The sequence below is a fragment of the Erythrobacter sp. genome (genome assembly GCF_038133525.1).
GTDB lineage: Bacteria > Pseudomonadota > Alphaproteobacteria > Sphingomonadales > Sphingomonadaceae > Qipengyuania.
The window spans coordinates 1-6,250 of the sequence record NZ_JAYPTL010000096.1; the positions used below are offsets into that span (position 1 = coordinate 1).

The window sequence follows — 6,250 nt, forward strand, 5'->3', positions numbered from 1 at the left end:
CTGTTGCCGTAAACCCGAGCTAGTGCCTGGCCGACATAAACGCCCTCGGCTGTGCTGCCGAGGCCCATGCGCCCGACGCCGTCAGCGCCCGCGCCAAACATCCTGCCGACGCCGCGCTCGACGCCGCCCACCAGACCGGCGAGGACTTCCTCGACCGTTTGGTAGGCCATGAACATTGGCGTGGCGAGCGCGTTTTTGACATGCGTGTACGTCCAGCTCAGCAAGCCGTTAACGTACACCTCCTGGAAAACGCCGTTGGCTTTACTCGCCCACCCGCCCAGCGAGAATTTATGTACACCGGCGTTGCCACCGTTTTCCTGCGCCCTGAGCAAGCCCAGCGCGAGCTTCTTCGCTTCGCCACGACCGCCAGTGTCGGCGAGGATCGCCGCCGCGGCTTGCGCCTGCTGTTCGGCAGTGCGTGCGCTGGCCGGAATGTTGAAGGCACCCAGGGCGCGAGCGATTTCGGTCTGCATGCCCTTGACCTGCATCTGGATGCCGGCGTGAATCGACATCTGGCGGCGGAACTCGACTAGCGTCTTGGTCGTGTCGTCGCCGTCGCGGATCGCGCGGGCGAGGGCCGTCAACCTTTCTGCCGATCGCGTCAGCAGGATACGAGCTGCGGTCGCCTGCTCCGCGTTGAGCAGCTCGCCAGGGCGGCGCTTGAGGAGCTCGCGTGTGAACCCCATCTCGTTGGCGAGCAGCGTCTCGGCCTCTTCCAGCGTCTCTTTGCGCGTGATGACGCCGCGCTTGGCCGCCTCGATCGGGTCAGCGTAGATCTCGCTGACCTGGTTGATCATCGCCTTGACGTCGTCGCCGGTCTGCAGCCGTTCAAAATTGAAATCGATGCCGTCCGCACCAGCGCGGACAAAATCGTCAACCTGTTCTGGCCCGGTCCCCTTAATAGCGCCAGCAGCGTCGTAATAGTCTGCTGCGTTTTTGTCGGTCGCCCCCGCGCGCACTTCCATCGTCTGGGGATCGGCGTACAAAAGGTTCTTGCGGGCTTCGTCGACAACGGCGGCGTCGGGAGCGGCCTGATCAAGCGCGTCGAGCGCATCGATTGCGGGCGGCGGATTGATAGCTTCGCCCGCGTTCATGCCGGCGTCCTGGAAACGCCGCTGCCCTTCGGGCGACAGCATCTGCGGCGCGAGCTGTTCCTGACGCTGTTGGTAAGGATCCGGGGCGCCGAGCTCGCGCTTCGGCAACATGCGTTCTTCGGCAGACGCGGGCACCGCCTCGCTTGCGCTACGCGGTGTCCTTCCCAACGCTTTTAAGACGTCAAGAATGACCTGGCCCTTGCCGGCTACTTGTACTCCTTCGTCGGGCAAAAGAGGCCCGCCGCGGCGTGAAGCATCAGCCGCCTGGTCAGATATCGCCATGCGTTTTCCTAATAAAAAAGGCGCCCGGAGGCGCCTTGGTCGATCGCTATGGTGCAGGCTTTAGGCCGCCTGCGTCTCCTTCTTCGGCTTCGCTACCGAGCCGGTGATGTAGAGCTCCTGCGCGCTCTGCCCGCTGTCACGGGCTGCTATCTGGCGGCGTAGGTCTGCTATTCGCCGCTCCGGTGCCTTGCGGGCGATTGCTGCCTCTAGAAGACGTTCTAAGGAAGTCGTCATAGCTTTCTCCACCAGTCATCCAGTCGGTCCCAGTGGCGCGACGGAAGACCTTCGTATCATAGTGTACGACGTCTGCTTGAGCAATACCCGGCACTGAGTAAATGTCGTCTAGTATCCGCTCGAAAAGGTTTTCCTTCTCCGCGACAATCTCCGCGTGACGCGCCGCGTCATAGGCGCTGTCGAACTCCGGTATGTACTGGAACCGGATGCCGGTGAGGCCGGCAGTCGCGGCGTCTCCCGCGGCCTGGACATCAACGCGGTCCATTTGACGGGCGTCGGTGACAAACGTGAAACCGTCTACACCCTTCTCGCGCAGCATGGCGGTGATCTTCTGCGCCATGTCGACGCCTTCGCGCCGGTTGAAGTAGATCTCGACGCCAGGGCGGCTCTGCTCGGTCGGCGCACGCAGCACCTTTGAAATGAACACCGCGTCCTGGTCGTACTTCTTGCCGCTCTCGACGAGCTGCCGCGTCAGAGCGGTCGGGTCGAAATCAGACCTGGTGACGAACTCGGCATTCAGCGCGCGCTCGAGCTGACCCATGAACTCACCATAGGTGTTGTTAGCCTGGTAGCCGATTACGCTGCGGTCGTTCTTGACGGGCGACATCAGTTCGCCCGCAAGCTCGGCCTGCTGCACATTTGTCGGCACCGCGCCAGGCCGTTCTCGCGAAACGCCTAGTAGTGTGCGATCGAGCGGAGCGGCCATATCTTGCAATTGAGCCTGCGCCGCAGCGACGTCAGCATCGAACGTCGCACGAGCTTCAGACAATCGCGCTTCGTACTCCGCGTCTGTCTCTGTCTTGCGTTTGTTCGGCGGTTTAAAAGTCGCAGTAGCGGCGCGCCGCGCCTCGAGCACCGCCTCTGGGTCCGCTGCCCCGGCGAGGCTCGCCTCATAATCAAGTGAACCGCCCTCTCCGGCTTTGCTTGTCCAACCGGCTTTGGTCCACTTTTCTTTTTCGATAAACCAGACAAGCGCCTGCAAATCGTCGGGACCGAGGTCACCCAGGCTTTCGTCGTAACCTTTAATTAGGCCGGAGTTGTTGATCTGCTCCGCAGCGTTAGCGAACACCTTTTGCCCGAATGCAAACTCGCCAGTGATCTTCGGCTCTTCAAACGTCGATCCAACTGCGTGTTTTCCACCGACCGCTTTTTCAGCAGGCGGGGGGATGCGCGGCAAACCAGCAGCCTCGCGAAGATAGCGCGCCGCCCAAACGTCGATTGTTGCATCGCTGCTGTAACCAATCAGGTTACCTGTAAAGTTAATGGTTTTAGGCGCCGCTCCCTGCTTTACCTGGCGGAACATGTCCAGCAAAGCGGCTGTCGCAGCGGGGCTGTTTGTGTTGAACAACGCGCCGGCGGCTGAACGGATAAGCTCAAACTCTCCTGCCTTGTCGAGCTGTTGGAGCGTCTTCGGATCCATGCGTTCACCGCTCGCCATGCGATCGGTATAGAGCTGGATTTCTTTGTCGTACTCGCCGCGGCTATAACGCCGCAGGATCTCGATGCTGTTGCGCCAGTTCTGCTCAACGCCTGTCTGCGCCGACGTCGCGCCTAACAGGTCGGCGAAGACATCGCCCAGGCCGCCGAACTCGGTGCGTAGCCGAGAACGCATGTCGCGATACCAGCGCGCCTGGCGAACAATTTCTTGAGCGGCAGCGTCACCGGAAGCAGCACGCTGAACAACGTCTCCGACGTCGCGCACCATCGTCTCGGACATATTAGAAAGGTGCTGCTCTGGTGTTACACCGGCAGGCGGTTTCTCGAACCCATAAGCTGGCTGGCGCCAATTGATCTCAATCTTGCCGCTATCTTTGATCTTTGCGTTCGTGACCTCGATTGGCGCCCACCCCTCATTGGCTGGGTATTGAGCTTTAATCTCTGCCGCGCGATTTTTGATATCGCGGAGCTGCTGCGGAGATCCCGCCACCTTTTTGAGCGCTTCGTTTTCGGCGCGGCTAAACGCGCGCAGGATAGCCGTCAGCGGGCCGCCCTGGGCCTCGTCAGGCTGCATCGAAACCGCAGCGCCGGCAGAGCCGTAGGCTACCACTTTCGCAGCGCGCACGATAAACGGTACGGCCTTTTCGATCGCACCGCCCAGCACCATCCCGTCCAGAGCTTCGCGAGCTCGGTTGATGATTTCCGGGTCATCTTGATTTTTAGTAAGAGCCGTAACTACCGCTTCGCTGACAGCGCTGCGCTCTTCGCCGCCCATCGACGACAACCCGTCCACGAGCGTGGCAACAATCGTCGGGTCGTTTTGATCAGGCTTCGCGTTGATAAAATCAGCAATGCCCCCCCAGGCGATACCACGCGCGAACGGCGTCATCGCGCTGAACGCCCGCAGGTACATGGCCGGCGTCACGGCTTGCAGCCCGAACTTTCCGATCTCCTCGACAATAGTCTGCACAAGCGGATTTTGTGGCTGCTCGCTAATGTATTCGGCGGTCGCTTGGTTAACGCTGTCTGGGACAAGGTTCCGACCAAAGTCGACCAGGCTTTGCACAGCGCCGCGGATGCTCTCGCTGCCGCCAACCGGGCTGTCCGAAACAGGCACACCAATGTACCGCAAGCCGTCGTTGAGCCAGTCGACCGGCTTGCCAAGCAACGGCAGCGCCTGGTTCATCGCTTCGCCGGCGCCGATCGCGCCGCGCGTCAATCCCCGGCCTACATCGCGGCTGATGCTTCCTTGCGGCCCAGCGTCAGGCTTTTTGATCGAGCCCGTAATGTACTGATCAGTCGACTGCTGATTAATTGCTACCGGCACGCCTTGAACCATGCCGTAGGCCGCGCCCTCGTCGTCGTACTCGACCAAGTCAAAGTCGGCTTCGGTCAGGTGCGAGAAATCAGTCTGCGCGATCTGGGCGGCGTTCTCGTAGTCCGCCAAGTTTTGATCAATCTCGCTCATTAATCGAGCAGCTCCATTTGGACTTCTTTAAGAAGTGACTCATTGAAAGCATTGAGCATAAGATCTCTGTGGCCTTTCGCCATAACCGACGCCACGGCCCTCCTTACATCTGCAATGTTGCCTGCAGTCGGAGCCGGTATGATCGCTTTAAGAGAAGCCGGGAGTTTTGAGTAAGCCGACCGCAGCTCGCCCTGACGAAACGTCTTCATCTTCGTTTTAAACTCGCCTTCCACCGCCCTGACCATGCTTTGCGCTTCTTTGACAATGTCGCGCTTAGACGCCTTGGGGTTGTCGCGGATCCAATCGCGTAGCTGCCGGCGAGCTCTGAAGAACGCCTGGCGCGACGGGCTCTTTAGCATTTCAGCGTCGCTGGCCTCCGCGTACTTAAACGCATCGCGGAATACGTCGATGCCATCTGCTTCGCCCTCGTTGCGTTCAGTTTGCAGGCGCTTGACCATGCTGGAGTACCAGGTAGCCGTGACTTTCGTCTTGTTCTGCTCTAGCTCGTACCAGGTGAGCTCATCCAAGGCTTCCTTGTTGTCAAGCGAAGCCTCGACCTCGTCGGTGGCCGCTGACTTTTCAGCGAACGCTGAACCGCCGGCGTCCGCGTTGAGCAGCTTATCGATCGCGTTTCGCTTATCAGGTGTTTCGTAGTAGCCGGCGACTTTCAGCGTGTCGTGCAGGCTACGGGCCACAGCCATCATCGCCGGATCGTCTTTGTTCACATTTACGATGAAGCTGTACTTGCGGTCGTTGTCTGCATTCGCAGCGGCAGAAGCCGCTTCACGCTGATCCTTACGCAGCTTGATAATACGGTTTGCCTGCTTCAAGGCGTCGTCAGCGATCTTAGCTCGCTGCGTATCACTCAAATTGGCGGACGCGCCTTGGACGATCGGGTCGGCAAGCCGCCCCTCGCGGAACGAAGAAACAATTCCGAGAACATCCGCCCCCGGCTTGCTCATATACGCAGAGAGGGTGTTCTGGGTGAGATTTTCAAAGAGCTTCTCTTCCCGCGCCTGCGCGTCTTCGGACCCGAGATCTCCGACAGCATCAGCTATCCCAAGGCGCGCCGCCGCGGCAGCTTCCACGCGCATTGTCGGGGAGAGCGTAATGTCAGACGCGGTCTTTGTGTGAAACTGTGTGTCAGCATCCAGTGTTGACTTCCGCGCTTCCAGCACCCGCGCGTTGTTCTGCTTCATAAATGACAGAACGCTTCTGGTCTGCAGCCTGCCCGCGGCTTTGTCAAAAGCCCCTTTGGATAGGGAGTTCGGCAAAGTCGACCGATACTGCGCGTACCTATTTTTGATTTCCGAACGGAAGTATTTTTCGCCCGCGGCCATGTCTGGGTCAGAAAGCGCTTTAGTTTCGATTTCAGCGAGCTTCAGTTCAAAATCGCTCGCTGCTTTCGCCGCTGCGTTTTCTGCGCTGACCTGGGCTTTCTTGAATCCCCAGTCCGCCAGCTTTTGACCGAACTCGGCCATTTTCTTGCCTTGCTCCGCAAAAGCGCGAGCGGGCGCCTCCATCGCAGCCGAGCTGATTTGGATGTTAAGTGCTTGCCCCGCGCCTTCTTTTGGGAGGGCGCGCTGTATCTCGTATGTCGGAACTTTCATCAGGCAATCTGCGCTATCTTGGCGCCGCCGAAAGCAATCGTAGAAAAGCCGTCGAACATCGCGCTTTTCGCTTGGATGTCGTAAGCCATCTTCCGCTGTTTAGCTTCGAGAAGCGCAATCTGCCC

At 59.6% G+C, this 6,250-nt stretch carries 3 protein-coding genes; all 3 read right to left on the bottom strand.

Annotated features, from left to right (window positions below):
- Positions 1-1,376 (bottom strand): hypothetical protein (locus AAFM29_RS16095; protein WP_341713781.1); only part of this gene is annotated, 1,376 nt, incomplete at its 3' end.
- Between the two features lie 136 nt (positions 1,377-1,512).
- The gene (locus AAFM29_RS16100; protein WP_341713782.1) at positions 1,513-4,515 is read right to left on the bottom strand and encodes a hypothetical protein; all 3,003 of its coding nucleotides are present in this window, start codon (positions 4,513-4,515) and stop codon (positions 1,513-1,515) included.
- A complete protein-coding gene (locus AAFM29_RS16105) occupies positions 4,515-6,125 on the bottom strand; it encodes a hypothetical protein (RefSeq protein ID WP_341713783.1) in 1,611 nt (536 codons plus the stop codon). Before AAFM29_RS16105 ends, AAFM29_RS16100 begins: the two co-directional genes overlap by 1 nt.
- Between the last annotated feature and the right edge of the window lie 125 nt (positions 6,126-6,250).

What these genes read in the sequence shown, in the direction of transcription:
- AAFM29_RS16105 (WP_341713783.1), bottom strand. Translation starts at nt 6,125, where the DNA reads ATGAAAGTTCCGACATACGAGATACAGCGCGCCCTCCCAAAAGAAGGC.
- AAFM29_RS16100 (WP_341713782.1), bottom strand. Translation starts at nt 4,515, where the DNA reads ATGAGCGAGATTGATCAAAACTTGGCGGACTACGAGAACGCCGCCCAG.